The organism is Bradyrhizobium sp. HKCCYLRH1034, assembly GCF_051168375.1.
GTDB lineage: Bacteria > Pseudomonadota > Alphaproteobacteria > Rhizobiales > Xanthobacteraceae > Bradyrhizobium.
In genome coordinates this window covers 159,218-182,819 of sequence record NZ_JBNPUW010000008.1, presented here as the reverse complement: position 1 = coordinate 182,819, position 23,602 = coordinate 159,218, and the positions used below count along the sequence as shown (strand labels likewise).

16 protein-coding genes are annotated in these 23,602 nt (G+C 66.9%); 5 read left to right on the top strand and 11 right to left on the bottom strand.

Annotated features, from left to right (window positions below):
* Positions 1-20 precede the first annotated feature (20 nt).
* Positions 21-1,067, top strand: coding sequence for a glycosyltransferase family 4 protein (locus ACQR0W_RS20645; protein ID WP_316166170.1), 1,047 nt, complete (start codon positions 21-23; stop codon positions 1,065-1,067).
* Here ACQR0W_RS20645 and ACQR0W_RS20640 read toward each other — a convergent pair.
* Genes ACQR0W_RS20640 through waaF form a run of 3 tightly spaced genes read right to left on the bottom strand, consistent with a single transcriptional unit; the run spans position 1,049 to position 3,291 of the window.
* On the bottom strand, positions 1,049-1,576 hold the full coding sequence (locus ACQR0W_RS20640; protein ID WP_315825089.1) for a D-glycero-alpha-D-manno-heptose-1,7-bisphosphate 7-phosphatase: 528 nt from the start codon (positions 1,574-1,576) through the stop codon (positions 1,049-1,051). The two genes, ACQR0W_RS20645 and ACQR0W_RS20640, sit on opposite strands and share 19 nt — an antisense overlap.
* A complete protein-coding gene (locus ACQR0W_RS20635) occupies positions 1,577-2,170 on the bottom strand; it encodes a D-sedoheptulose 7-phosphate isomerase (RefSeq protein ID WP_315768717.1) in 594 nt (197 codons plus the stop codon).
* 56 nt (positions 2,171-2,226) lie between these two features.
* The gene (gene waaF / locus ACQR0W_RS20630) at positions 2,227-3,291 is read right to left on the bottom strand and encodes a lipopolysaccharide heptosyltransferase II (RefSeq protein ID WP_316166171.1); all 1,065 of its coding nucleotides are present in this window, start codon (positions 3,289-3,291) and stop codon (positions 2,227-2,229) included.
* Positions 3,292-3,439: 148 nt separating this feature from the next.
* On the opposite strand from waaF, the gene rfaD reads away from it, so the two are divergent.
* The 4 genes from rfaD to ACQR0W_RS20610 are packed head-to-tail and all read left to right on the top strand — an operon-like array spanning position 3,440 to position 9,121.
* Positions 3,440-4,420, top strand: coding sequence for an ADP-glyceromanno-heptose 6-epimerase (rfaD, locus tag ACQR0W_RS20625; protein ID WP_315768713.1), 981 nt, complete (start codon positions 3,440-3,442; stop codon positions 4,418-4,420).
* 38 nt (positions 4,421-4,458) lie between these two features.
* Positions 4,459-5,931, top strand: coding sequence for a D-glycero-beta-D-manno-heptose-7-phosphate kinase (gene rfaE1, locus ACQR0W_RS20620; RefSeq protein ID WP_316166172.1), 1,473 nt, complete (start codon positions 4,459-4,461; stop codon positions 5,929-5,931).
* Complete coding sequence (locus tag ACQR0W_RS20615) at positions 5,928-7,211, top strand: O-antigen ligase family protein (RefSeq protein ID WP_316166173.1); 1,284 nt, start codon at positions 5,928-5,930, stop codon at positions 7,209-7,211. Before rfaE1 ends, ACQR0W_RS20615 begins: the two co-directional genes overlap by 4 nt.
* Positions 7,208-9,121: a polysaccharide biosynthesis protein gene (locus tag ACQR0W_RS20610; protein WP_316169699.1), complete on the top strand. Its 1,914-nt coding sequence runs from the start codon at positions 7,208-7,210 to the stop codon at positions 9,119-9,121. The genes ACQR0W_RS20615 and ACQR0W_RS20610 overlap by 4 nt, the downstream gene beginning before the upstream one ends.
* Before the next feature lie 4 nt (positions 9,122-9,125).
* Here ACQR0W_RS20610 and ACQR0W_RS20605 read toward each other — a convergent pair whose 3' ends face one another.
* The 8 genes from ACQR0W_RS20605 to ACQR0W_RS20570 all read right to left on the bottom strand — a co-directional run bounded on the left by ACQR0W_RS20605 (position 9,126) and on the right by ACQR0W_RS20570 (position 23,512).
* Positions 9,126-10,127 carry a glycosyl transferase gene (locus ACQR0W_RS20605; RefSeq protein ID WP_316166174.1) on the bottom strand — a complete coding sequence of 334 codons (1,002 nt, stop codon included), beginning with the start codon at positions 10,125-10,127 and terminating at the stop codon, positions 9,126-9,128.
* Positions 10,124-11,281 (bottom strand): glycosyltransferase family 4 protein, encoded by a 1,158-nt coding sequence (locus ACQR0W_RS20600; protein ID WP_316169698.1) that lies wholly within the window; start codon positions 11,279-11,281, stop codon positions 10,124-10,126. Before ACQR0W_RS20600 ends, ACQR0W_RS20605 begins: the two co-directional genes overlap by 4 nt.
* A 150-nt stretch (positions 11,282-11,431) precedes the next feature.
* Positions 11,432-15,223, bottom strand: coding sequence for a S8 family serine peptidase (locus tag ACQR0W_RS20595; protein WP_316169697.1), 3,792 nt, complete (start codon positions 15,221-15,223; stop codon positions 11,432-11,434).
* Between the two features lie 365 nt (positions 15,224-15,588).
* A complete protein-coding gene (locus tag ACQR0W_RS20590) occupies positions 15,589-18,480 on the bottom strand; it encodes an NF038122 family metalloprotease (RefSeq protein WP_316186978.1) in 2,892 nt (963 codons plus the stop codon).
* Positions 18,481-18,672: 192 nt separating this feature from the next.
* Positions 18,673-20,781, bottom strand: coding sequence for a TIGR04372 family glycosyltransferase (locus ACQR0W_RS20585; protein ID WP_316186977.1), 2,109 nt, complete (start codon positions 20,779-20,781; stop codon positions 18,673-18,675).
* Complete coding sequence (locus ACQR0W_RS20580; protein WP_315825079.1) at positions 20,778-21,845, bottom strand: glycosyltransferase family 2 protein; 1,068 nt, start codon at positions 21,843-21,845, stop codon at positions 20,778-20,780. Before ACQR0W_RS20580 ends, ACQR0W_RS20585 begins: the two co-directional genes overlap by 4 nt.
* A 42-nt stretch (positions 21,846-21,887) precedes the next feature.
* Positions 21,888-22,637, bottom strand: a complete 750-nt coding sequence (locus ACQR0W_RS20575) for an ABC transporter ATP-binding protein (protein WP_315712834.1) — start codon at positions 22,635-22,637, stop codon at positions 21,888-21,890.
* Between the two features lie 32 nt (positions 22,638-22,669).
* Positions 22,670-23,512, bottom strand: a complete 843-nt coding sequence (locus tag ACQR0W_RS20570; protein WP_315712833.1) for an ABC transporter permease — start codon at positions 23,510-23,512, stop codon at positions 22,670-22,672.
* Between the last annotated feature and the right edge of the window lie 90 nt (positions 23,513-23,602).

Below are 23,602 nucleotides of genomic sequence, written 5' to 3'. Positions count from 1 at the left end.
CGCTGCAATTGGAGTTGAGTGTGCAAGCCGAGCCGTTTTCCGCCGCAGATCTCGACGTGATCGTGCCCAACCTGCACCGGCGCTATTCCGGCGTGACCGCGACCAACCGGATGGTGGCGCCGAAGCTGGCGAGGCTGGTGCGCGCGGCGTGGCTCGGCTCCTACGCGCCCGAAGGGATCGCGCGGATGCGCGCGAGCGATCTGTTCAAATTGTGGGGCCGGCGGCGGCCGCTGATCTGGCATGCCCGCCGCAACGACGAGATGATCGTCGGCGTGATCATGCGGGCGCTCGGCTGGCCGTTGAAGCTGGTGTTCACCTCGGCCGCGCAGCGCCATCACAGCTGGATCACGCGCTGGCTGATCCGCCGCATGGACGCGATCATCGCGACCAGCGACATCTCGGCGTCCTATCTGAAGCGCGAAGCGACGGTGGTGACGCATGGCGTCGACACCGACGTGTATTCCCCGCCGGCGGATCGCGCCGCGGCCTTCGCCGAGAGCGGACTGCCGGGCAAATATGCCATCGGCTGCTTCGGCCGCGTCCGCGCGCAGAAGGGCAGCGACGTGTTCGTCGCGGCGATGTGCCGGCTGCTGCCGCGTTTTCCGGATTTTTCCGCGGTGCTGGTCGGCGCCGTGACGCCCGAGCAGATGCCGTTCGCGAGCGAGCTGAAGAAGCAGATCGCCGCCGCGGGCCTGGAGCAGCGCATCGTCATCACCGGCGAGCTCGACATCGCCGACGTGCAGCGCTGGTACCAGCGTCTCACGATCTACGCCTTCACCTCGCGCAACGAAGGCTTTGGTCTCACGCTGATCGAGGCAATGGCGGCAGGAGCCGCCCTGGTCGCGGCGCGTGCCGGGGCGGCGGAGATCGTGGTCGAGGATGGCGTCACAGGCGTGCTGGTCCCGCCCGGCGACGTCGATGCGCTGGTCGCAGCGCTCGAGCCATTGATGCGGGATCCGGATGCCGCACTAGCGATGGGCGCGCGGGCTCGGACGCGCGTGGTGGAGAAATTCAGCCTCGAGGCCGAGGCCGACAAGATCGCAGCCGTCTATCGCGAACTGGTCTGAGCGATGATGTCGGCGACGAACGCATCGAGATCGCCGCCGGCGAACAGGAAGCCGGGCAGGCCGGCGGCTTCGGCCGCCGCGATGTCCGAGGCGCGGTCGCCGATCACGAAGCTGCCCTCGCGCCTGATGGGCCAGTGCTGCATCAGGTCGAGGATCATGCCGGGCGCCGGCTTGCGCCAGGGATGCTCGCGCAGATAGCGCTCGACCGAGCCTTCGGTGTGGTAGGGGCAATAGCGGACGTCGTCGATCACAGCCCCCTGCGCCGCGAGCTCGGCCCGCATCCAGTCGTGCAGGTCCGTGACGTCATCCTCCGAGAACAGCCCGCGCGCCACGCCGGACTGGTTGGTGAACAGGAACACGTGATAGCCGGAGTCGTTGAGCCGCCGGATCGCCTGCGCCACGTTCGGCATCCAGCGGATGCGATCGGGCGAGCCGATGTAGTTGTCGTCGTGATTGATGACGCCGTCGCGGTCGAGAAACGCCGCCGGCTTGAGCTGAGCGGTCGTCATCTAGCCCTCGTCCTGCATCAGCGCCGCCTCGATCATCTCGCAGATGCCATGCGCCGTCGCGAGATGGATCTGCTGGATCAGCGGCGTGTCGTCGCTCGGCGCCACCAGCAGCTCGTCACACAATTCGCCCATCGGGAGGCCCTTGGCGCCGGTGAAGCCGACCGTGACCAGTCCGCGCTCGCGCGCCTTGCGCAGCGCGTTGAGGATGCTCGGCGAGCGGCCGGAGGTCGAGATCGCCAGCAGCACGTCGCCCGGTGTACCGAGCCCTTCGACCTGGCGGGCGAAGACGTGATCGAAGCCGTAGTCGTTGCCGATCGCGGTCAGCGCCGAGGTATCGGTCGTCAGCGCGATCGCGGCATAGGCGGGCCGCTCCTGCCTGTAGCGGCCGACGATCTCGGCGGCGATGTGCTGCGCGTCCGCCGCGCTGCCGCCATTGCCGACGATCAGCAGCTTGTGGCCGCCACGCAGCGCAGAGATGATTTTCGTTGCGATCCGCCCGGCGCTGGTGAGCATCGCGGCATCGTCGGCCGCGCGCTCCATGGCGGCGCGGGAGCGGGCGAGATGGTTGGCGATCGGGTCGAGGGCGCGGGTCACGTGGCGGCTCAGGTTACGTCAGGGCCGGTGTATGGGGCGCGGTGTCGCTTCGCAAGCTAGTGCACGACCGGTATTGCCGCGTCGGCAAGGACCTGCTGGGCGATGGCGGCGACATCGGTCGCCGGAATGTCGCGCATGCAGCGGTGGTCGTTCATCCGGCAGACCGGCCGGTGGCAGGGCTGGCAGGGGACCTGTGTCCTGGTCTGGACCGTCGCCGCGAGGCCGTTCAGCGGCGCCCAATGGTATGGGCTGGTCGGACCGAAGATGCCCATGGTCGGCGTCCCCAACGCCGCGGCGATGTGCATGAGCCCCGAATCATTGGAGATCGCGACGCTGGCCGCCGCCATGGCCAGGATGCCGTTGCGCAGGTCGGTTCCGGTGAGGTCGCGGACGTCCGGGCCGCCAGCGGCGACGATCTCGGCGGCGAGCGCTTTCTCGCCGGGGCCGCCGACCACCCAGACGTCGAGGCCGGCCCCGCGCAGCAGCCGGGCCGCCTCGCCGTAATAGGGCCAGCGCTTGGCGGCACCCACCGATCCCGGTGCCAGCGCCACGGCCGGGCGGTTCCCCAGGCCATTGGCCTCGCGCCAGCGCGCGACGTCCTCCGGCGGCACCCGCAGCTGCGGGACCGGCCATTCCGGCGGCAGGGGCGCCCCGTCGGGCAGCGCCAGCGCGGCATTCTTGTCGATGAAGCGGGGCAGCGCCTTCTCGCCCCAGCGCCAGCGGTTGAGCAGGCCGAAGCGGACCTCGCCGACGAAGCCCACCCGCTCGGGGATGCCGGCCAGCGCCGGTGCCAGCGCCGATTTCCAGGTCCGCGGCATCACCAGGGCGGTCCGATAGCGACGTTCGCGCAACATCGCGGCGAGCTGCCATTGCCGGCCGAGCGCCAGCCGGCTGCGCGGCAGATCCCAGACGATGCCGGAGCGGACCCCGGGCATGTAATCGACCAGCGGCGCGCACAGCGACGTCACCAGCAGGTCGACCGGCCGATTCGGCCAGCGCTCCTTGAGCACCCGCACCACGGTGTGGCCGCGCACGAAATCGCCGATCCACATATAGGGGATGATCAGGATCGGGCTGGTGTCCGCCGCGTCCACCTCGACCTTGGCCGAATTCGAATTCATTCTTTGTCTGCCTAGCTCAGGCGCGCTGGTAGCCGCTCGGCCGCCGCAGGTAAAGTGGGCCGAGCGGGCCGTCACCAAAGCGCTTACACTTTGCCGCCGCATGCGCTACGCGAGGGCCGGGGTTTTCGGGATCAGGACGGGTTGCGGAATGTTGCTGGTGACCGGCGGCGCCGGGTTTATCGGATCGAATCTGGTCGCGGCGCTGAACGACGCCGGCCGGACCGATGTCGTGGTCTGTGACACGCTCGGCAGCGAGGGCAAGTGGCGCAACCTGGCCAAGCGGCAGCTGGCCGACGTCGTGCCGCCTTCCGATCTGGACGTCTGGCTGAAGGGGCGCCGGCTCGAGGCCGTCCTGCACATGGGCGCGATCTCCGCGACCACGGTGGTCGACGGCGATCTCGTGATGGAGCGCAACTTCCGCAGTTCCTTGCGCCTGCTCGACTGGTGTACGGCCAACACCACGCCGTTCATCTACGCCTCGTCGGCGGCGACCTATGGCGACGGCGCGCAGGGCTTCGTCGATGAGCCGTCGCTGGCGGCGCTGAAGACGTTGCGGCCGATGAATCTCTATGGCTGGAGCAAGCATCTGTTCGACATGGCGGTGGCCGCGCGCGCCGAGCGCGGCGAGAGGCTGCCGCCGCAATATGCCGGGTTGAAGTTCTTCAACGTGTTCGGTCCCAACGAGTACCACAAGGGATCGATGATGAGCGTGCTGACCCGCCGCTTCGACGACATCAAGGCCGGACACACCCTGCAACTGTTCAAGTCGCACCGCGAAGGCATCGCCGACGGCGACCAGCGCCGCGACTTCATCCATGTCGACGACGTCGTCCGCGTGATGCTGTGGCTGTTGGCCTCTCCCTCCGTCTCGGGCCTGTTCAACGTCGGCACGGGCCAGGCGCGCAGCTTCAAGGACATGATGCTGGCGGCCTATGCTACGCTCGGTGCGACGCCGCGGATCGAGTACATCGACATGCCCGAAGCGATTCGCGGCAGCTACCAGTATTTCACCCAGAGCAAGGTCGACCGGCTGTTGGCGGCCGGCTACAACGGCGGCTTCACGTCGCTCGAGGATGCGGTCGCTGGCTATATCCGGAACTATCTCGATTCCGCCGACCGCTTCCGCTAGACGATCTGGTTCCGACCATTGCACCGAGACTGCCGCTGATGTTCGACTTTGACGATCTCTCGCAAGCGATCGCCCGCCAGACGGTGCTGTGCATCGGCGACCTGATGCTGGACGAGTTCGTCTATGGCGAGGTGTCGCGGATTTCCCCCGAGGCGCCGGCGCCGGTCATCGCGGTCCAGCGAAGCGAGACCACTATCGGCGGTGCCGGCAACGTCGCGCGCAACATCGCCGCGCTCGGCGCCCGCTGCATCTTCGTCGGTCTCGTCGGGCAGGATGCGGCCGGCGACCAGCTGGAGGCCGAGCTCGCCAAGGAGGGCGGCATCGAGAGCGTGCTTGTCCGTGATCCTTCGCGGCCGACGACGCGCAAGGTGCGCTTCGTCTCCGAGCATTTCTCCACCCACATGCTCCGCGCCGACTGGGAGCGCGCCGCACCGGCGGCCGGCGAGATCGAGCAGAAGCTGATCGAGGCCATCCTGCCACTGATCGCGCGGGCCGATATCGTGCTGCTGTCGGACTACGCCAAGGGCGTGCTCACGGCGCGCGTGTTGCGCAACGTGATCGACGCGACGCGCAAGGCCGGCAAGCGCGTCATCGTCGATCCCAAGAGCGCGAATCTCGCGATCTATCGCGGCGCGAGCGTGCTGACGCCGAACCGCAAGGAGTTTTCGGAAGCGACCCGCAGCCGCGCCGAGACCGAACAGGAGATCGCCGCGGCCGCGCAGGATGCGATCTATCTCGCGGACTGCGAGGCGATCCTGGTGACGCAGAGCGAGCGCGGCATGACGCTGGTCCCGCGCGAGGGCGATCCGATTCACGTGCCGGCCTATCCCGTGAAGGTGCGCGACGTCTCCGGCGCCGGCGACACGGTTGTTGCGGTGCTTGCCGCGACGCTCGCGGCCGGCGCCGCCTGGGCGGATGCGTTGCGGATGGCGAGCGCCGCGGCGGCGGTGGCCGTCAGCAAGCACGGCACCGCCAGCGTGACATCGGCCGAGCTGCGCCGAAAGATCCTGCCGCATGCCTATCGTGCCGCTGAGGAGAAGATCATCGAGAGCGATGACGAGCTCGCCGCCCGCGTCGAGGTCTGGCGGGGAGAGGGCCTGCGCGTGGGCTTTACCAATGGCTGCTTCGACATTCTGCATCCCGGCCACGTCAAGGTGCTGACCGCGGCGCGCGCCGCCTGCGACCGGCTCGTGGTCGGGCTGAACAGCGATGCCTCCGTCAAGCGGCTGAAGGGCGAAAGCCGGCCCGTGCAGGACGAGCGCGCGCGCGCCGAGGTCCTGGCCGCGCTCGAGGCGGTGGACCTCGTCGCCATCTTCGCCGAGGACACGCCGCTCCGCTTGATCGAGCTGGTCCGGCCGAGCGTCCTGGTCAAGGGCGGCGACTATACGCGCGAGCAGGTGGTGGGGCATGAGGTCGTCGAGGCCGGCGGCGGCGAGGTGATCCTGATCGACATCCTGAAAGGGCACAGCACGACCGCGCTGGTCGATCGCGCCCGGAGCGAGGCGCGATGAGCGCGCTGGCAGGTCATCCCGGCCCGGCGCTGCTGGCGCGCCGCTGGCGCGATCCGGCGGCGTGGCGGACGACGGTCGATGTCGTGGCGATTCTGCTGGCGGCCTCGCTGCCGTGGTCGACCTCGCTGGTGTCGATCCTCGGCGTCGTCATGCTGATCACGATGGTGCCGTTTCTCGATGTCGAGCGTCTGCTGCAGGTCCTGAAGCGGCCGATCGCGCTGGCGCCGATCGCGCTGTTCCTGCTGGCGCTGGTGGGAACGCTGTGGTCGGACGTCGCATGGGGCGCGCGGTTCTACGCGGTGGGACCTGCGGCCAAGCTTCTGGTGCTGCCCGCGCTGCTCTACCATTTCCAGCGGTCGGAGCGCGGCCTGTGGGTCTTCACCGCGTTTCTCGCCTCCTGCGTGCTGATGGTCGTGGTGTCGACCGCGGTCGCGTTCAATCCTGCGCTCGCGCTCAAGGCCAATGCCGATCGCGGCATCTTCGTGAAGAACTACATCGACCAGGGCCAGGAGTTCTCGCTCTGCGCCGTGGCGCTGGCCTATCCGATCGCCCAGTTGCTGCGCGCCCGCCGCTTCCTTCCGGCCGGCCTGCTCACTGCGATCATGATCGCGTTCCTCGCCAACATGATCTTCATCGTTGTCTCGCGTACCGCGCTGGTGACGATCCCGATCCTGCTTGCGGTGTTCGGGCTGATCCACCTGAAATGGCGTGCCAACCTGCTGATCGCGGCCGTTGCCCTTGCGCTGGGCCTCGCGGCATGGACCGTGTCCCCGCAATTGCAGGGCAAGGTGGCGACGTTCACGAGCCAATATCAGGACTACAGGAACGATCGCGCGGTGACGTCGATCGGCGAGCGGCTCGAGTTCTGGCGCAAGTCGTTGCGGTTCCTGGCCGACGCGCCGCTGATCGGGCACGGCTCGGGCTCGACGCGTCATCTGTTCGAGCTGGCCGCGAGCGGGTCGCGCGACCTCTCCTCGAGCCAAGTCGTCAGCAATCCGCACAATCAGACGCTCTACGTGGCGGTCCAATGGGGGGCGCTCGGGATCGTGATTCTCTACGCGATGTGGGCCGTGCACCTTCTGTTGTTCCGCGGCGACGGGCTGGTGCCCTGGATCGGGCTGCTCGTCGTCGTGCAGAACATCTTCACCTCGCTGTTCAATTCCCACATCTTCGATTTCCACGAGGGGTGGATGTACGTGATCGGCGTCGGCGTGGCCGGCGGAATGGTGTGGCGATCGCGGACGCCGCCTGATGCTAGGCAGGGGACGCTCGAACCATGACGCGTCCGTCTCAACTGACCTACCGGAATATGCTGATCGCCGCGCATGACCTCCTGGTCAGCGTCGTCGCGCTGTTCGCGGCGTTCTATATCCGCTTCGAAGGCGCCAGCACCTTCTGGGAGCGGGTGTCGCTGCTCTTGCAGATCCTGCCGTACTTCATCGCCTTCAGCTTCGTCGTCTTCTACTTCTCGAGCCTTCTGACGACGAAGTGGCGGTTCATCTCGCTGCCGGACGCGCTGAACATCGTCCGAGTCGCGACCGTGCTGACGCTGGCGCTGCTGGTTCTCGACTACATCATCGTTGCGCCGAACGTCCGCGGCACCTTCTTCTTCGGCAAGCTCACGATCATTCTCTACTGGTTCCTGGAGATCTTTGCGCTGAGCGCGCTGCGTTTCGCCTATCGCTACTTCCGCTACACGCGGGTGCGACGGCACGCGCGGTCCGAGGACGCTGCCCCCGCGCTCCTGATCGGCCGTGCTGCCGACGCCGAGGTCGTGCTGCGCGGCATCGAGAGCGGCGCGGTCAAGCGGATCTGGCCGATCGGCATTCTCTCGCCATCGGCCGCCGACCGGGGGCAGTTGATCCGCGGCGTGCCGGTGCTGGGCGGCATCGACGATGTCGAGGATGTCGCGGCCGACTTCGCCCGCCGCGACCGGCCGATCGCGCGCGCCCTGATGATGCCGACGGCGTTCGATCCGGACTGTCATCCGGAAACCTTCCTGATGCGGGCGCGCCGGTTGCGCCTGATCGTGAGCCGCCTGCCGTCGCTGGAGAGCGGCGATGCGCCGAGGCTCGCGCCGGTCGCGGTCGAGGACCTCCTGCTGCGGCCGAGCGAGAAGATCGATTACGGACGTCTCGAAGCGCTGGTGCGTGGCAAGGCGGTGGTCGTCACCGGCGGCGGCGGCTCGATCGGGGCCGAGATCTGCCAGCGCGTCGTGGCATTCGGCGCGGCGCGGCTGCTCATTCTGGAGAATTCCGAGCCGGCGCTCTACGCGATCACCGAGGTGCTCGCGGCCGATCCCGAGGCTGCCGTCGCCGTCGAGGGGCGCATCGCCGACATCCGCGATCGCGACCGGGTGTTCGCGCTGATCGGCGAGTTCAAGCCGGATCTGGTCTTCCATGCCGCCGCCCTGAAGCATGTGCCGATCCTCGAGCGCGACTGGAGCGAGGGCGTCAAGACCAACATCTTCGGCTCGATCAACGTGGCCGATGCCGCGGTGGCCTCAGGGGCCGAGGCCATGGTGATGATCTCGACCGACAAGGCGATCGAGCCGGTGTCGATGCTCGGCCTCACCAAGCGCTTCGCCGAAATGTACTGCCAGGCGCTCGATCGCCAGCTCGCCGACCGGCCGGTGGGACGGCCGCCGATGCGGCTGATCTCGGTGCGCTTCGGCAACGTTTTGGCGTCGAACGGCTCGGTGGTGCCGAAGTTCAAGGCCCAGATCGAGGCGGGCGGTCCTGTCACGGTGACGCACCCGGACATGGTGCGCTATTTCATGACCATCCGCGAGGCCTGCGATCTCGTGATCACCGCGGCCTCCCATGCGCTGGCGCCGCAGCGCCCGGACGTCTCGGTCTATGTGCTGAACATGGGCCAGCCGGTCCGCATCGTCGAACTGGCCGAGCGCATGATTCGCCTGTCCGGCCTGCAGCCGGGCTACGACGTCGAGATCGTGTTCACGGGCATCCGGCCCGGCGAGCGCCTCAACGAAATCCTGTTTGCGAGCGAGGAGCCGCCGGTCGAGATCGGTGTCGCCGGCATCATGGCCGCCAACCCGAACGAGCCGCCGATGCCGACGCTGAAGGCCTGGATCGCGGCGCTCGATCAGGCGATCGCGCGCAATGATCCAGTGACGATCAAGTCGGTGCTGAAGGATGCGGTGCCGGAATTCGGCTCGAGCGCGGCCTGAGTCTTCAATGGCGCCGCCGCGAGAAGCGGCTCAGCACCCAGGTGACGGCGCCGAGACCGAAGACGAGCAGGATGGCGTCGACCGTCATGGAACGCTGCGCGACCGAGATGGCTGCGAGCGTCGCAAGCACGATATTGAGAATGAACACCTCGCTGACGACGCGCGAGACGGTGAAGCCGTTATCGGTGGCCTGTTGATAGAAATGCGTGCGGTGCGCCGCCCAGAATGGCTCGCGCTGCGCCATCCGCCGCAACAGGGTGAAAGTGGCGTCGATTAGATAATACAGCGGCAGCAGCAGCGCCGCTGCGACGTCGCCCTGCCAGGCAAGATGGAGCAGGCCCCAGCCGAGCAGCAGCCCGATCGGCAGGCTGCCGACATCACCGAGAAAGACCTTTGCGACGGGACGGTTGAAGGGCGCAAAGCCGAGCATGGCGCCACCCAGCGCCGCAGTGATGGCAGTCGCCGGCCAGGGCAGTTCACCGGAGAGGCCAAACAGGACGAGCGCCGCCGTGATCGGCACCGCCTCGGCCACGGTCATCAAATCGAGCCCGTCCATGAAGTTGACGAGGTTGACGAACCACAGGCCGGCGATCAGCAGCAGCGCGCGCTCGACCGCCAGCGGGATCGGAAACAGCCTGAGATCGTCAGGCGCGGTGAATACGACGAGGCCGACGGCCAATCCCTGCAGGACCAGGCGCGGCAGCACCGGGATCGGCCTGATGTCGTCGATCAGGCCGACCAGCGCCAGCATCGGCACGGCGATGAACAGCATCAGCAGCGGCGCGAAACCGGCCACGGAGGCGAACGCGCCGCCGACAACGATCGTGGCGCCGATCACGGCAATGCCGGCCCCCTGCGGCGTCGGGATCTTGTGCGACGAGCGCGCATTCGGCCGCGCCAGCGCGTAGCGTTGGAGCACTGGACGCAACAGCACGATCAGGATGGCGCACATCGCGGCCGCGAGCACGGCGATGGCGGCAAGGACCGCGGTGGGATCGGCGATCATCCGCAGACCTCTGCGGCCGAGATGAGGCGATCATAGAGCGCCACCACCGAACGGCCAATGATCCTGGCCGAGAGCTTGTCCTCGACCAGTTGACGGGCCGCCGCGCCATAACGTGCGCGCATCTCGGGCGACGCCGCCAGCTGCGCCATCGCCTGCGCGAGCGCCGCCGCATCCTCGACCGGCACGGCGAGTCCGGTCTGGTCGTGGATCGCAATCTCGCGGCAGCCGGGTGCATTGGTGGAGATCAACGGCCGGGCGCAGGCGGCGGCCTCCAGCAGGCTGACCGGAAGTCCTTCGCGATGCGACGGCAGCACGGCCACGTGGCAGCGGCGCCAGAGCTCGGTGATGTCCTTGATCTGGCCGAGCAGGGTGATGCCGGGTTCCTTCCGCCAGGCCTCGACCTCCTCGGCCGAGACCGAGGCAGGATTGGCCGGATCAGGCGAGCCGGCGATCAGCAACTGGTCGTCGCGGCCCTGCTGGCGCAGCATGCGGTGCGCAGCGACCAGGGCGCGGACGCCCTTGTCGGTCAGCAGCCGTCCTGCGAAGCCGAAGGTGATCGGCCCGTCCGGTTCTGGCAGCGGCTGGAAGCGGTCGGTATCGACGCCCGAGCCCGGGATCAGCGTGATCTTGTCGCCCCGGACGCCCATGGCTTGAAGCGCCTCGCGATCGTCGGGATTCTGGACCAGCACGCAGCTCGGTGTCCGGTTCATGAGCTGCGGCAGCAGCCACAGCAGGCCCTGCTTGAGCAGACGCGAGCGCCAGCTCGCCGATGTGAACACATAGCCGAGGCCGGTCATGGCGTTGACGACCGGAGTGGTGCGTCCAAGCGCGGCGAGCGAGCCGAGCACGCTCGACTGCAATCCGGAATGATGCACCACGTCGGGGCTGATCGCAGCCTCGACGGCGCGGATCGCGCGGATCGTGGGCAGGGCTGATGACGGCGACAGCCCGCCGCGTTGGAACGGGATCGGATGCAGCAGGAACCGCTCGGCGGCGATCGCGGCGGCGCCGGCGTTGACGTTGGTCGCGACATGTACCTCGTAGCCGGCCTCCCGCGCCGCGCGCGCCATCGGCAGGCGATGCATCAGGAAGGCGTAATCCTCGTTGGCCACGTAGAGCAGGCGGCGCGGCGAAGCGGAGCGGGGCGGGGGCATCAAACTCACGGTGTAGGATGGTCGAAGCGCCGTATAGGGCAAGAGCGGCCCTCGCGCGAGCCGTTATCTGTCCTGCGGCGGGCGGAAACCGCCCGCCGGGCACCCTTCGCCCGCCGAATGGCGGAGACGACGCCTCGAATGCCGCCGGTCTCAGACCAGATGGAAGCTCGACAGATGAGACAGCAGCTCGGCCGTCGACACGTGCTGAATCGTGATGGTGTCGAGTGCCGGATCGGTGATGACGGCGTTGCCCGCGGCGTCGTCATGGATGGCGGCCTGCAGCGTGGACGGGTCCGCGAAGATGCTCTGGCTGAACACGATCTTGTCGGTGCCGACCGCAAAGTCGGCGATGTTCACCTGACCGAAATGCTCGGCGAACACGAAGGTGTCGTGTCCCTGCAGCGACACCGATGAGGATGCCGCGCCGGAGATCGAGGTCCCGGAGATCAGAGTGCCGCCCTGGCCGTCCGCTGCGAAGTGAAAGCTGTCCTGCGACAATGGGCCGACGAAGTGCAGCGACGCGCTGTTGGACCCGTCGCCCAGCGACAGCATTCCGCTCGTCTCGTCGAAATGCATCTGAAGCGATGTGAATGCGATGCTCTTGAGATCGATCTGAGCGGCGGTGCTACCGAATCCGATGAGATTGCCGCTGAAGGAAGGCGCGGCGAGGACCAGGTCGGTCGCACCCGACGTCGTGGCCGTCTCTGCGCTCGCCGTCACCGAGCTGACGGTCGGGATCCCGATCGTGCCGTCGCCATTCAGATCCTGATGGAAGCTGCTCTCGAGGGCTTCAAGGGACGTCGAGCTGCCGGAAACGGCGCCGATGGCATTGCCGGTGTAGTTGCCGCTGCTATCGGTGTTCCAGACCGTGTAGAGGTCGGCGCCGGCCATCTTCCAGGCGACCTGATAGCCGCCGCCCGAGACCTCCGCAGCGATCGCCGCCCAGCCGCCGAGCTGGCCGGCAACGATGACGTTGCCGCCGAACATGACCTGCGTTGCGGTGCCTCCCGACACCGGCGCCATCAGGTAGGTCGTGCCCGACAGCGACAGGCTGGTAGACCCGAGCGCTTCGATCACGCTGCCGCTCGGTGTCACGCTTGGGGCGCCGATGGTGCCGTCGCCGTTCAGATCCTGGTGGAAGCTGGGCTCCAGCGCTTCCAGGGCTGCGGAGCTTCCCGCAACCGCGCCGATGACGTTGCCGGTATAGTTGCCGCTGCTGTCGGTGTTCCAGACGGTGTAGAGATCGGCGCCCGCCATTTTCCAGGCGATCTCATAGCCGCTGCCGGACGGCTCCGCGGCGATCGGCGCCCAGCCGCCGAGCTGACCGACGGTCACGATGCTGCCGCCGAACATGATCTGCGGACCAGTGCCGCCGCCGACGGGATTGAGGAAATAGCTCGACCCGGCCAGCACCAGGCTTGTCGATCCCGCGGCCTCGATGACCGTGCTCGGAACGCCGATCGTGCCGTCGCCGTTCAGGTCCTGGTGAAAGTTCGGCTCCAGCGCCTCGAGCGCGCTGCTGGCGCCATTGACCGCGCCGATGGCGTTGCCCGTGTAGTTGCCGCTGCTGTCGACGTTCCAGACGGTGTAGAGGTCGCTGCCCGCCATCTTCCAGGCGATCTGATAGCCGCCGCCGACGGCCTCTGCAGCGATCGGAGTCCAGCCGCCCAGCTGCCCGGGGCTGACGGTGCTGCCGTTGAAGCTGATCTGCGGTCCTGTCCCGCCCGCGACCGGATTGAGGAAATAGCCGTTGCCGGACTGGACCAGGCTCGTGGCCCCCGCGGCCTCGATGACCGTGCTGACAATGCCGATCGTGCCGTCGCCGTTCAAATCCTGATGGAACGCCGTCTCGAATGTTTCGAAAGCGGACGAGCTTCCGGAGACGGCGCCGATCGCGTTGCCGATGTAGTTGCCGCTGCTGTCCACGTTCCAGACGGTGTAGAGATCCTGCCCCTGGAATGTCCAGGCGACTTCGTAGCCGCCGCTTCCATTGGCTTCGACGCCGATCGGCGTCCAGTTGCTGAGCTGGTGAACGACGACGTTGGCGCCGTTGAACCGCAGCGCCACCGATGTGCTCGCACCGATGGTGTTGAGATCGTAGATGACGCCGACCTGGGCGAGGCTGATCGATCCGAGCGCCTCGACGATGGTGTTGGCGAAATAGGGGGCCGATCCGACGGCAGGATTGATCTGGGCGAGACCCGCGCCGGCGACCGCCGGATTGGCCATCGGCACCGCCGTCTGCTGCAGGATCTCCGAGACGTTGGCGTAGCTCAGCGTCGGGTTGGCCGTCAGGATCAAGGCCGCGATCGCGGCAACGCTCGGTGCGGCTGCGGAGGTGCCGTAGAAGTCGGTCATTCCGGTGACGGTCGTCGAGATGTTGTCGATGCCGGAGACCACGACTGGGCTGAGCTGGAGCGGCGTCGTAAGGCGCGTGCCGTCGTTGGCGAACAGGATCTCGGTCCCGGCGCCCGACGATGAAAAGCTTTCCGAGACCGGTGTTGCGCCAAAGGCAGGCGTGTTGGCGGCATCGACGGCTCCGACGGTGATGACCCCCGGGGTCATCGCGTGACCGAAGACAGTTCCGATATTGGCGCCGCTGATGGAGACCGGGAGGCCGTTGCCTGCCAGGATCTCCTTGATCGTCGATGGCGTGGAGCCGGAAACGTCCGCAATGACGATCTGGTAGGTGCCGGAGACCGCGAAATGCAGGCCGATCCACGGGTTCTGATAACTGTTGGGAACGTGTCCGAGATATTGTCCATTCTGGTACACGTTGACCGAGAGATGAGACGCGGCTTGACCCCAAGCCTCGTCCCATTGCACGAGCAGGTTGGCGCCCGCGGTCACGGTGATGGTTTGCGCGATGTTGCCGCCGAAGCTCAGCGCATTGCCATCGTAGTACATTCCTCCGATGCTGCCGGAGATCGAGGTCCAGGACGTCTGATAGGCCGTGCTGCCGTTGTTGCCGGCCGACGTCACATAGGTCACGCCCATGGCCTGAACGGTCTGAATGGCCTGGGCGACAACGCCGTTCTGGAAGAACGGCTCGTCCGAATAGCTCACATCGTCGACGATGACCTTGCAGCCGGCATTGGCGAGCGCGATGATGCCGTCGGCGAAGTCCTGTTCGCTCTGGAACGCGGTATAGAAGGCGAGACTGGCGTCAGGCGCAATGTCGTGGATGACCTGCATCATCGCACGGCCTTCGTCCGTCCCGCCCGATGGCATATCCTTGAGGATCTGAATCTTGGAGGCCGAAGGCAAGGCTCCGCCGGCTTCGTCCGCAGCGGCGCCGCCGAGATTGTTGAAGCTGCTGGAGAGGACGCCGATCTTGATGCCGGCTCCCGTCACGCCCGTGGAGTTGCCGCCGAGCGCCTGAACGACCTGGGCGCTGGTCGCACCTTGTGCACTGACCGCCGAGGCGATGGCTTCCGTCACTGCGTCCTGAAGCGACGGCGCGGGCGCGCCGCTCGGCCCGGCCTGCGCTGTCGCGGGCTTTCCGAGGCTGCTGAACGACCATGTCTGCAGCGATGCGCTGGCGCTTGACCACATCTCGACGCTGATCGAGAGGACGAATCCGGTCTCGTTGGTGCTTGGCCCGGCATACGCCGGTTCGACGGAGACGTTGCCCGCAATCGCTGGGGCCGGATGGAAGGACGTCTCGGTGACTTGCCAGGTCGAGCCGGCGACCACCGTCCGAGCCGTTAGCTCGGCCGCCTCCTGGGCCGACGTCTGGGCCCGCGCGCTCACGTCGAAGAGTTGTGCGACCACCGTTGCCTCGCCGTCGCCGTGCGCGAGGAGGCCCGGCGCCTCGCTCGGAGCATCGGCGCTCGGCGCAGGAGGGGCAGGATCGATCTGCCCGGCCGGGCCAAGCAGCGTCTGCGCGATGGCGGAGGCCGGCTTGAATTCGTACTCGGCGGGCGCGGCAGGCTGCTGCACATGCGACTCGTGACGGCCGCCAGCAACAGGATCGAAAATGAGGGACTCGGCAGCTTCCCGCCAACGGTCAGGAATGTCTTCGGTACGGCCAGATTGGTAAAGCATGCATGCAGCGATGGTGATCCTGTCCTCGAGGCCGACAGGCGAAATGGGATTGAAGCATCGCGCAGTGATGCCCCTCGATCTTGTATAAAATGGTACCGAAGAATGGCGGCTCCGGCCATACGTCATTGTTCGATCTGTTTGATCGATTTCAACCATTGATTGTGTTCGGGGGTGGCAGCTCCGGACGGTCGCGGAGATCGGAGCGTGCGCTGCAGCGGATCGCTCCCGCCAGCCTGCCCCGAAGACCGCTGGCGCGCCGATCAGACCAGGTGGAAGCTGGACAAATGGGTCAGCAGGTCTGCCGTCGTGACGTGCTGGACGGTGATCGTGTCCTGCGCGGCATCGGTGATCACGGCGTTGCCGGCCGCATCGTCGTGAATCGACGCCAGCAGAGCCGCCTGACTTGCGAAAAGGTCGTGGCTGATGACGATCGCGTCGCTGCCCAGATGGAAGTCGGCGACGCTGACCTGGCCGAAATGCTCGGCGAAGACGAAGGTGTCGTGTCCTGCCAGGGAGACGGCCTGCGGAGCAGGGCCGCTCGCCGGACCCGCGGCCGCCGAGATCATCGTGCCGCCCTGGCCGTCATTGGCGAAGCGGAAACTGTCCTGCGACAGCGGTCCGAGGAAATGCAACGAGGTGCTGCTCGCGCCGTCGCTGAGCGACAGCAGCCCGCTGCTGTCGTCGAAATGCGCCTGCAGCGAATGAAAGGCGATGCCGTTGAGGTCGATCTGATCGCCGCTGCTGCCGAACCCGATCAGAGAGCCGCCGAAGCTGCCGGGCACCGTCAGGACCACGTCCGGGCCACCGGCCAGCGTCACGGCTTGCGTGCTCGCCGCGACGTGCGCGGGCACACCGATGGTGCCGTCGCCGTTCAGATCCTGATGAAAGCTGGTCTCCAGCGTCTCCAGCGCCGCCGAGCCGCCCGGAACGGCGCCGATTGCATTGCTGACGTAAGCGCCGCCGCTGTCGGTATTCCAGACCGTGTAGAGGTCGACTCCCGCCATCTTCCAGGCGACCAGGTAGCCGCCGCCGGAGCTCTCTGCGCCGATCGGGTTCCAGCCGCCGAGCTGACCAACGGTGACGACGCTGCCGCCGAACACGATCTGTGGCCCGGTGCCGCCGCCGACCGGATTGAGGAAGTAGGTCGAACCGGATTGCACCAAGCTCGTCGATCCCAGCGCTTCGATCACGGCCGAGGGGATGCCGATCGTGCCATCCCCGTTCAGATCCTGATGGAGGTTCGTCTCCAGTGCTTCCAGCGCGCTGTTGGTGCCGTTGACGGCGCCGATCGCGTTGCTCGTATAGGCGCCGCTGCTATCGGTATTCCAGACCGTATACAGGTCCGCGCCCGTCATCTTCCAGGCGATCTGATAGCCGCCACCGACGGTGTCCGCCGCGATCGGCATCCAGCCGCCGAGCTGACCGACGACGAGAACGGAGCCGCCGAACGTGACCTGCGGACCGGTGCCGCCGCCGACCGGGTTCAGATAGTAGCTGGATCCGGATTGGACGAGGCTGGTCGATCCCAGGGCTTCGATGACGGTGGTCGGAATGCCGATCGTGCCGTCGCCGTTCAGGTCCTGGTGGAGGTTGGTTTCCAGCGCTTCCAGCGCACTGTTGGTCCCGCTGACCGCGCCGATCGCATTCGTCGTATAGGCACCGCTGCTGTCGGTATTCCAGACCGTGTAGAGGTCGGCGCCGGCCATCTTCCAGGCGATCTGATAGCCGCTGCCCACGACGTCGGCTGCGATCGGCGTCCAGCCTCCGAGCTGACCGACCACCAGGTTGGCGCCGCCGAACTTGACCTGCGGGCCGGTGCCGCCGCCGACGGGATTGAGGAAATAGCCGTTGCCGGCCTGGACGAGACTCGTCGATCCCACGGCCTCGATGACCGTCGTGGGAATGCCGATCATGCCGTCGCCGTTCAAGTCCTCATGGAACGACGTCTCGAACGCCTCGAATGCAGCCGTGCCTCCCGAGACGGCGCCGATGGCATTGCCGGTGTAGTTGCCGCTGCTGTCGACATTCCACACCGTGTAGAGATCCGCCCCCGACATCTTCCAGGCGACCTGATAGCCGCTGCCGCTGGTCTCGCCCGCGATCGGGGTCCAGCCGCCCATTTGTCCGGGCTGGACGACGCTGCCGCCGAACTTGATCTGCGGTCCGGTACCGCCGCCGACCGGATTGAGGAAGTAGCTCAGTCCGAGCTGCACCAGGCTGGTCGATCCCAGCGCCTCGATCGTCACCGGCGTTGCGGAAACGAGATGGAAGCCGAGCGCGTCCATCTGCTTGAGATCCACGGCCGTCAGCGTCTGCAGCGTGCTGTAGGTGTAGAATTCGTTGAACGGATCGTTGCCGCCCTGCACGCCGCTGTTCAGGAAGTCGCTGGGGTCCGAGGACTGGCCGTAATCCGCGAGCTTCGTATAGCCGCCGTCGACCGAGAAATACGCGGTCCCCGCCGTCGCGCCGCCGGTCATCAGCCGGACGCCCGGGCTGGAGAAGCGGAACAGATCGAACACGTCCGGCTGCGGCCCGTAGGGCACGCGGCCGAACGCGTGCGTCAATTCGTGCAGCGCCACGCCGACCAGCAGGTTTGAATTGATGTCAGTCGCGAAGGTCGCGCTGCCGTCGTCGGTGGTTGCATCGTTGGCGCCGAGGCCGCCCCACAGCTTCAGCTGCGAATTCCACACCGCGACGTAGGACTGTCCCTGGATGCTGGATCCCGCCGGCAGGGCATTGAAGGTGGTATCGCCTGGGCTGGCATAGTTGATCAGGTTGGAGCTGACGCTCGAATAGCTCATCCACTGGCCGCCGTCAGGACCGGCCGCCGCGCCGCCGCCGACGCCGCTATAGTCGATCTTGATGTTGACGGTGATATGATCCGAGATCATCGAGGTGAGGATCGCGGCGGCCTGCTGAATGCCGGCGCGAAAGCTCGCCGGTGCATTCATCGCCGCCGTGTCGAACAGCAGATTGATTGTCAGTCCGCCGGCGCTCACCGCGGTGACCGCGCCGATCCCGCCGAAGTCACCCTGCGCGAGCTGGGCCTGGACCGCCTCGTCGGGCAGCTCCACGGGATTCGACGGCGGAGGGACCCCCGCGTCGTACGGAGGTGAGGTCGTGACCGACTGTAAGGTGGACACTCCGGGCATTGCCTCAGTTCCGGCTAATCGCATGAGCGGCGCATGGCTCGACCGTATCGACGCGCTGCCGAGCCGAATCGCGACCATCCCAAGTTACAGGGCATCGATCTTGCTCGGAGGTTAACGGGAGCCCCGAAGCACTGGAAAACGACCCGCGATGGCCGTCGCGGGCGTTGATCGAACCGAGGCCGGGTTACGCGTTCAGTGCAGCAGCTCGGGCAGGCGGTCCAGGAACGCGGGGACCGGTAGCGCAGCACCAAAATTGTAGGGGTTGCTGCTGAGCGCTGCGCGATAGCGATCGAGCTGCGGGCCGCCCTCACGCAGGGATCTGCCGGTTCCGTCCAGGCAATCGAGCTTGTAGCGGACGGCTGCCGTGATGTCCTGTGCGGTATTGGGGTGGATTTCGAGCCCGTGACGGGCCAGCACGGCGGTGTCGATCAGCAGCGCCTGCAGCGGCTGGCGGTAGGTCTCGCGCAGCGAGAGGTAGCGCCGTCCACGCCGGTCATAGACCGGCCGCACGGTGAAGTCGGTGCGGTCATGCCAGAACTGGCAGTCGTTGGAGATGCAGTTGACCAGCAGCATCGGCGTTCCCAGCGCCTGCACGGCCGTGGTCAGGCCCGATGTCGTGCCGACGAACAGACGAGCTGCGGCGCAGAGATAGAGGTCCATCTCCGCCGATTTGATGTCGCTGTGCGCGTAGTCGAACACGCCGGCCATGCCGCGCAGCGGCGTCATGCTGCGATCGCCGAGCCTGACCACGGCGCCGCCGCGTGAGGTGATTGCGGCGATGGCGTCCAGGTAGTCGCCGACATTGGCGGAGCGATGCTGGCGCGTGGTGCCTGGTCCGTCGCCATGATAGCCGCCCTCGCGGATGTGCATCGCGACGAACCAGTCCGCGGTGACACCTGCGGCGCGCAGCCTGGCAGCCCCGGTGTCCATCAGCTCCGATGGGACCTTCACGATCGGCAGCCGCCGCTGTTCGGCCCAGGCGACCTGCGCGCGCGACGCCGCGTGGGCCCATGGCTCAGCCAGGCCGTCCTGGCCGCGGACGGCGATGAACTGGTCGCCGACCAGCCGCTGATAGGGCAGCAGGTCGTCGACGAGAGCGGGGTCCTCGACGATCGTGACATGCGGCGCGAACAGCCTGAGGAACGGTTGGTTGACCACCTTGCTCGCCGGAGCAAGCAGGACGTAGTTGGCGCGCGGCAGCATGCCGAGCGCGGCCATGCGCAAATGGCAGTCGATGAAGCCGATGTGGCCGATCAGCGTCACCCATTCGTAGCCGAGCAGCCGGACCGGGAGCGCGGGATCGAAGATGCTGCTGGCGCCGGCAATCCGATCGATCAGCGCGCCGGGAATCGACCATTTGGCCGCCAAGGCGTCCTGATGGTCGAGCGCGGCCTGATAGCAGCGGAACGTGTCCTCGTAACGGCCCTGGTGATAGAAGTTCTCGCCGAGCTGGATCAGATTGTCGTAGATCAGGAGCTCGCCGGCATGCTCCAGCTCCCAGGCGCTCGGCGTGTAGGTCGACGGATCATAGCCGCCGGCATAGTTCTGGTGCGCCATCACCGAGCGGGGATCGCGCGCGACCGACGCCCTGAAGCAGGCGGCGGCCCGGACGTGGTCGCCGGCCAAGGCGTGGACGGCGCCGAGCTTGCGCAGCGCGTTGCCGTCGCCGGAGGCCGCAGCCGCTGTCAGGAAATGGGCCGCGACCGGCAGATTGTCGCGATACATGTGGGCGACGCCGACCGCGAAATTGATCGCGAAGCTGTCGATCGTCTCGGGCCGTGGCACGTCGCGCACGATCCGGTCATAGGCGCTGCACAGCGCCAGCGTGGTGAAATAGGCCTGCGCGCCCACACCGGCTCGCGCACGCACGTTGCTGCGGAAGATCAGGTTCAAGATCCGCACCGCACGCAGCGCGCTCGGCTTGCGGCTTGCGGCCAGATGAACCTGCGCGGCGGCGGCCAACGTGGTCGAGGTCGTCAGCGCCAGCAAACGGCCAAGGCGCGATCCCCTTGCCAGTTGCCGGTCCATCAGCCGGAGCAGCGTCGCCCCGGCCGGCGCAACGATGAGCCTGCTGTCGACGATGTTCGCGGCACGAGTGGTCAGCGGCAGCAATTGCCGGCGCCGCGCGCTCAGGAACGCGTAGAGACGAAATGCGGATGTCGTCAGCCACGTCCGCGGCGACCAGCGGCTGCGCGGCGCCTGCGGCGATGGTTGCGCCGTCGGCATCGCGCGGATCGGCGCAGGCGCCGCCTTCGCGCCGAGGCGGCGCCGGAGAGAGCCGAAGGGGGCGCGGACCGTCATGGCGCGCGATAGCCGGGCGTGGTGGACAAGATCGCCCGTCGCGTGGCGGCCTGGGCGAGCAGGCGAGACAGCGACATCGGCCGCGTCCGCAAGGTGATCCAAGCCAGCGCAGCAAGGCGGCCGCTTGCGCCGAGGCTCAACATCAGCCCAAGCAGGTGCGTATCGAGCGCATTGCCGTCGAGCAAGGCGGATACGCGCGCTGCCTTGGCCGACGCTGCCGTATCGCCGCCCAGTACCATCCGCGCGGCGCCGAAGCGATTGCGCCGGGCGAACACATCCTCATACCCCTTTGGGAACAGCCTGCTCTGCGCAATCAGCGCGCCGATCTCCGCGAGCTTGGCGTTGAGCGAAGCCGGATCGGTTGCGGTCGCCGTCGAATAGTTCTGGCCGTGGATGCGCCAGTAGCCGAGCGCCTCGGCGATGAAGCAGCAGCCATAGGTCAATGCCAGCCGCCGGGCGAGAAACGCGTCCGAGAACGAGCCGAGCTTGACGTCGAATCCGCCGAGCGCCTGCAAGGCCGTGCGGCGGTAGAGCGAGGTGGTGCCCGAAAAGTAGTTGTCGCCAAAACGCAGCGCGTGGCGAACGTCGGCCGGCGTCAGCATCGCCGATGCGGAAGCCGGCAGCATCACCGGCCGCAGCATCCGTTTTGCGGACGGTCCCTGAGGGCCGATGATCTCGCAGCAGGCGAAGACCAGACCGGCTTCGGGATGGGTGGTCGCCTGCGCCATCGCCTTTTCGAGATAAGCCGGATGCAGCGCATCGTCGGCCCCGAGAAAACCGATCCATTCGGTGTCCGCGATCGCCAGGGCCTCGTTCTGACCGCGCACGACACCCTGGTTGGTCTCGTGGCGGATCAGTCGCCAGCTCGGCCGTTCCGCCACGAAGCGTGAAATGACCGCGATGCTGTCATCCGTCGAGCAGTCGTCGATGATGATGACGCGGTCGGGGGCGCGGGTTTGGTTCGCGATGCTGCCGAGCGACTCGGGCAGGTAGTGGGCGTGGTTGAAGTTCGGGACGACCAGCGTAACGGTCGGGGAGGCAGCGCGGGCGGGCGTCGTGGTCATGGTTCAGCGAGCTTCCTGCCGCATGCTGTCGAGCCCGGCCGCTCAAACCTTGGGCAGCTCTTTCAGAACGTCGTCCAGGGCGCCGAAGGCCCGCACGCGGCCGCCATCGAGATAGAGCCCGAGATTGCAGGTGTCGCGCAGCAGGCCATGATCATGGGTGGCGAGCACGACGATTCCCGAGCGCATCGTGATGTCCTGCAGCCGGCCGTGAGTCTTCTTGCGGAACTGCGCGTCGCCGACCGCGATCCACTCGTCCATCAGGATGATGTCGCCGTGAATCGAGGCTGCGATCGAGAACACGAGACGCAGCAGCATGCCCGAGGAATAGGTCCGGATCGGCAGCTCCAGATAGTCGCCGAGCTCGGCAAATTCGGCGATCTCGGGCACGCGCTGCTCGATCTCCTCGGGCGAGAGCCCGAGGATGAGGCCGCGGGTGCGAATGTTCTCGTAGCCCGAGGCCTCTTCGTCCATGCCGAGACCGATGTCGAACATCGGAACGTTACGCCCTACGGTCCGCAGCGAGCCGCGCGTCGGCTCGTAGATGCCGGCGAGCACGCGGATCAGCGTGGTCTTGCCGGCGCCGTTGTGGCCGATCAGGCCGAGCCGGTCGCCCTGCTTCAGGGTGAAGCTGATGTCATCGAGCGCCTGGACGAACTGGAACGAGCCGTCGCTCTTCGAGACCCGGCCGCCGACGCGCGAGGCCGCCTTGATGGCCAGATGCCGGAATGATCGTGCGTTCGGCGGCGCGACCGGAAATTCGATGCCGATTTGCTTGGCTTCAATGAGAGTCATTCGAGGCGGATCCAGAGCTCCCGGCCATGATGTCAGGCCCAATACACGACGCGCGACCGATAGCGCGTGTAGATATAGATCATGGCGGCGGTCAGGACCGCGACCGATCCAATGGCACCGGCCCAGGTCGCAAGGCCGGGAACGTCGCCCATCAGCGGACCGCGCGTGACCGACAAGAGATAGGCGATCGGATTGAGCGTGACGATGAGCTCGCCGCCGCGGATACTCGACGGTTCCCAGATGATCGGAGAGATGAAGAACAGGAGCTGCAGCACCGCCGCCATGACGGGCGGCACGTCGCGATAGCGCACGCAGATCATCGAGACGATCACCGAGGCGCTGACGACGAAGACGTAGACGATCATCAGGCCGAGGATGGCGAGGACCATTCCGAACCCGACCGACCATGGATAGACGAGCCAGATGAACGGGATCACCGCGATGTTGTGCAGGAAGATGATCAGGTTGCGCTGAACCATGCGCATGACATGGATCAGGATCGGCATGTCGACGGCTTTGATCATGCCGCCTGCATTGATCATCGTATAGCAGGCCTCGCTGAGCGAGGACGAGATGAAGCTCCAGATGGTCATGCTGACCATGAAGTGGGGCAGGTAGGTCTTCATGTCGGCGCCGAGGAAGCGGCCGGCCACCGTGCCCATGATCAGGGCGGTGATCGCGTTGGTGGCCGTGATCCACCACGGGCCCAGCATGGTGCGGCGGTATTTCGATCGGATGTCACCGGCAGCGAGCGCGCGCCAGGTGACGTGACGGGTGATGAAAGGCGCGATGTCCTCGCGGCAGCGCGCCCAGGAGATGCGACGCCGATCCGCAACCACGAACCGCTCGACCTGTCCATCGGTCAGGGTGGTCATCCTTGTACCTCGCGAGAGCCGTAAGTGTTTGTCTTACCAGCTGAATGCGGTTGGACCCCCGCCACGCCGGCGGCCCATCGCCGGGGCTTG

Coding starts and splice junctions, on each gene's coding strand:
- ACQR0W_RS20640 (WP_315825089.1), bottom strand. CDS start 1,576: ATGACGACCGCTCAGCTCAAGCCGGCGGCGTTTCTCGACCGCGACGGC.
- waaF (WP_316166171.1), bottom strand. CDS start 3,291: ATGAATTCGAATTCGGCCAAGGTCGAGGTGGACGCGGCGGACACCAGC.
- rfaD (WP_315768713.1), top strand. CDS start 3,440: ATGTTGCTGGTGACCGGCGGCGCCGGGTTTATCGGATCGAATCTGGTC.
- rfaE1 (WP_316166172.1), top strand. CDS start 4,459: ATGTTCGACTTTGACGATCTCTCGCAAGCGATCGCCCGCCAGACGGTG.
- ACQR0W_RS20615 (WP_316166173.1), top strand. CDS start 5,928: ATGAGCGCGCTGGCAGGTCATCCCGGCCCGGCGCTGCTGGCGCGCCGC.
- ACQR0W_RS20610 (WP_316169699.1), top strand. CDS start 7,208: ATGACGCGTCCGTCTCAACTGACCTACCGGAATATGCTGATCGCCGCG.
- ACQR0W_RS20605 (WP_316166174.1), bottom strand. CDS start 10,127: ATGATCGCCGATCCCACCGCGGTCCTTGCCGCCATCGCCGTGCTCGCG.
- ACQR0W_RS20600 (WP_316169698.1), bottom strand. CDS start 11,281: ATGCCCCCGCCCCGCTCCGCTTCGCCGCGCCGCCTGCTCTACGTGGCC.
- ACQR0W_RS20590 (WP_316186978.1), bottom strand. CDS start 18,480: ATGCCCGGAGTGTCCACCTTACAGTCGGTCACGACCTCACCTCCGTAC.
- ACQR0W_RS20585 (WP_316186977.1), bottom strand. CDS start 20,781: ATGACGGTCCGCGCCCCCTTCGGCTCTCTCCGGCGCCGCCTCGGCGCG.
- ACQR0W_RS20580 (WP_315825079.1), bottom strand. CDS start 21,845: ATGACCACGACGCCCGCCCGCGCTGCCTCCCCGACCGTTACGCTGGTC.
- ACQR0W_RS20575 (WP_315712834.1), bottom strand. CDS start 22,637: ATGACTCTCATTGAAGCCAAGCAAATCGGCATCGAATTTCCGGTCGCG.
- ACQR0W_RS20570 (WP_315712833.1), bottom strand. CDS start 23,512: ATGACCACCCTGACCGATGGACAGGTCGAGCGGTTCGTGGTTGCGGAT.